Source organism: Bifidobacterium cuniculi (assembly GCF_000741575.1).
Lineage (GTDB): Bacteria > Actinomycetota > Actinomycetes > Actinomycetales > Bifidobacteriaceae > Bifidobacterium > Bifidobacterium cuniculi.
Genome location: NZ_JGYV01000041.1, coordinates 1 through 3145 on the forward strand (window position 1 = coordinate 1; position 3145 = coordinate 3145).

At 72.1% G+C, this 3145-nt stretch carries 3 protein-coding genes and 1 pseudogene; all 4 read right to left on the minus strand.

The genetic code is table 11. From position 1 onward, the window contains the following. Nucleotides 1–1841, minus strand: a 1841-nt coding sequence (locus BCUN_RS11185; protein ID WP_051921081.1) for a hypothetical protein, incomplete at its 3' end; no start/stop codon positions are given. An 8-nt stretch (nucleotides 1842–1849) separates the two neighbouring features. Further along, nucleotides 1850–2161, minus strand: coding sequence for a hypothetical protein (locus BCUN_RS11190; RefSeq protein WP_232513769.1), 312 nt, complete (start codon nucleotides 2159–2161; stop codon nucleotides 1850–1852). Nucleotides 2162–2170: 9 nt separating this feature from the next. Next, nucleotides 2171–2773, minus strand: coding sequence for a hypothetical protein (locus BCUN_RS11195; protein ID WP_238552435.1), 603 nt, complete (start codon nucleotides 2771–2773; stop codon nucleotides 2171–2173). An 18-nt stretch (nucleotides 2774–2791) separates the two neighbouring features. Then, nucleotides 2792–3145 (minus strand): annotated as a pseudogene (locus BCUN_RS12590) (hypothetical protein); the annotation flags it as partial.

Genomic DNA, 3145 nt, shown 5'->3' on the forward strand with positions numbered 1-3145 from the left:
CGCCGGCGGAGCCGGCCGTGCGCGTCTTCGCGTCCTTGCCGGCCGAGGCGGCCGCGCCGGACGACAGGGCGCCCGCGCCGGCCTTCTTCGCACCGTCCGGCGCCACCGCCCCCCTTGATCTTCGAACCCAGGGAGCCCAAAGCGCCCAGGGCCTTGCCGCCCAGACGCCCGCCGGTCCTCAGGCTGCCCGCCGCGGCGCCTCCCATGGCGCCGGCGGCGGTGCCGAGCACGGCGGGCGTCGCGCCGCCGCCGGACACGTTCGAGGCGACCGCGGGCACGATCGTGCGGATCATGGCGGGCAGCATGACGACGACCATGATCGTCAGCGTCAGCGTGATCGCCTGGCTGTCGTCGCCCTTGCCGGCCGTGACCATGATCGCCGAGCCGGTCGCCATGACCAGGGCGGCGATCGGCTTGTACAGCAGGAACGCGACGAGGGTGCCCAGCACCTTGCCGAACGACTGGCGGCCGTGCTCGTTCCAGCTCATCGCGGCGAACACGGGGGCCACGCCCACCAGGATCGGCAGCATGCCGGCGCGCAGGTAGGTGAAGATCTTGCCGATCAGGTTGCACAGCCACAGGATGAACGTGAGCACGAACGCGAGCAGCGGGTCGAGGCGGAAGAACTCCCATGACGCCAGCGTGTTCGACTCCCATGCGTCGCGCATCATGGTCGAGGCGCGTTTGAGCACGTCGCTCGTCCACACGTCCACGACGCCGGTGACCAGGTTGACCGCGCCGGCCAGGCACACGGAGGTGACGATCGCCCACATCAGCGCCTTGCCCAACGGCACCAGGTCGCGGCCCTCCTGGGTCGTGACCAGCTTGTAGCCGGCGGCGAACACGCCGAGCACGGCAGCGATGATCAGGAACGGGTCGACCTGCATGCGCACCCAGTCGGACACGAAATAGCCGTACCCCTCGCCCGGCGTCCACGACTGCAGGTGCGGCGCGACGGGGATCTTCGAGAACCCCTCCCCCCGGTAGTAGTCGCGCGTCGGCTTGAAGAACGTGCACGCGATCGACACGCACGACGAGGCGGCGAACACGCCCAGGAACACCCATCCGGTGCGGTCGAGCAGGCGGTGGTCCTCGCCGAGCAGCCCCTCGCGCGTGTTGGACACGACGCGCGCGCCCACCACGACCAGGCTGACCGCCGCGCACACCGCGAGCAGGCCCTGCAGCACGGGCAGGTACTTGTTCAGGATCGAGAACCATCCGTCGTACATCGGCTCGTCGTTCGCCTGCAGCGTGCCCACCGTCGACGGCGCCGCCACCAGCGTGTTGCGGCTCGTGGTCAGCCAGCTGATCGTCTGCGCCGACTGGTCCTCGTACAGCGCCCACAGCGTGGCCTCCAGCCAGCTGATCTTGCGTTTCTTCTCGCAGGCGATGGCGCGGGTGCGCGCCTGGTCGTCGTCGGCGTATTTCGGCTCCCAGGCGCCCTCGTCGGGCGATTCCTCCTGATAGCCCTTCTCCAGGGCGTCGCACTGCAGGAACGCGGTCGCGGCCAGCTGGTCGCGCACGTCCTCGACGACCTCCTTGCATTGCGCGTCGTCCCAGTTGCTGCCGTTGCACAGCCCCGGGTTCACGCTCACGTCGGCGACGGCGGCGCGGATCTCGTCCTGGCCGATCCATTCGCCCAGACCGTCGGCGGGGATCTCCATGCGTGAGATCACCATCTCCTTGTTCACGACGGTGTCGTTGCCGAACTTGAGCTGCTCGCCCAGGTCCTCGGCGCCGGTGAGCTCCATGGGCGAGCACGCGCCCGCGGCCGCGAGCACGCCCACGGCGAGCATGACGGCCGCGGCCCACCGGCCGAAGCGACGAAGCACACGGATCACGGGTCCTCCTAGCAGCTGCCGGACACGGCCAGGCCGATCGCGGCGAGGAACGCCGCCGCGCCGCCGATGAACAGGGCGCCCACGACGAAGTTGAACAGCTTGTCGTACGTGTCGTCGCGGTCGGGCACGCCGTCGCCCTGCTGGCGCAGGACATGCACGCCGATGCGCATCAGGCTGATGATCGCGATCATCAGGCCCAGGGCCTTGACCCACTGCAGCACGGTCGTCATCGGGCCGCTGAACCCCGGCGGCAGGCACGCCTTGGGGTCGGTCAGGTCCTCCGCGAGCACCATCATCGCCATCGTCTTGAATTCCATCATCGTCTCCTTTCAGGTTCCGCCAATGGCGCCGCCGCCGCGCCGGCCCGCGGCGGGGCGGGCGGCGGCGTCGTCCAGGTCCCATCCTCGCGCAGCCTCGGCGGGGCCGCGGACCACGCGCGCGCCATGGCGTCCCCGGCCGCGGCGCGCACCTGTCCGCGTACGCGCGCGTACGCGCCCGGCCACCGTTGAGGGAAGCCGTCGACCTCGAGCCCCCTCGATGTACGGCAGACGCCACAGGCGCGGCGCGCCCGCGCCCACGAGCGCCGTGCCGCGCCGCAGCGCCATGGGCGTGCGCGCCATGGGCGCGGTCACGGCCGCGCCGAGCAGCACGCACGTCCCGAAGGCGCCGGCGTCCCAATCGGCGAGCAGGGCGCGCAGCGATTCGAGGCCCCGCCCCGTGCCCATCGCGCACAGCACGACGAGGCTCGGCCGCGCCGCCTCGACGCTCGCCGGCAGCGCGCGCCCCGCGTCCGCCCACATGGGATCGCCCGCCATGGCGCCCTCCGTGTAGATCGTCGTGCATCCCGCGCCGCCGTGCGCGGCCACGAGCCATACACGCTCCGTGGCCGGCGCGTCGAACACGGGAAGCAGCGTCGTCGTCGCATTGGTCATGTCCTCAAAGCCTTTCCGTCACAGTCCCGGATCGCGTTCGGCAAGGGCGCCGTCGCCGGGGTCGGCCGGCACGCTCCACGAGGGCGGCGCGTCCGCCGCCCCGGGTTGCGGCGCCGGCGTCCATATGGGCGCGGACGCCGTGCCGCTATCGGCCGGGGCCGTCGGGGCGCCGCCGGCCGCCGGAGTGTCCGCCGCCGACGTGCCGGAGGCCGCCGCCGTGCCGGACGTATCCGTTGCCTCGCGCCGTTCCCGTTCCTCCCGCTCCTCCCGCTCCCGGTCCTTCATGCTGGCGCGCACGCGGTCGCACGCCTTGTCGATCTCGTCCGTGCGCCGTTCGAGTGCGGCCGCGTCGTCCGTGTCCGTCCCGCGCGC

Coding starts and splice junctions, on each gene's coding strand:
- BCUN_RS11190 (WP_232513769.1), bottom strand. CDS start 2,161: ATGATGGAATTCAAGACGATGGCGATGATGGTGCTCGCGGAGGACCTG.
- BCUN_RS11195 (WP_238552435.1), bottom strand. CDS start 2,773: ATGACCAATGCGACGACGACGCTGCTTCCCGTGTTCGACGCGCCGGCC.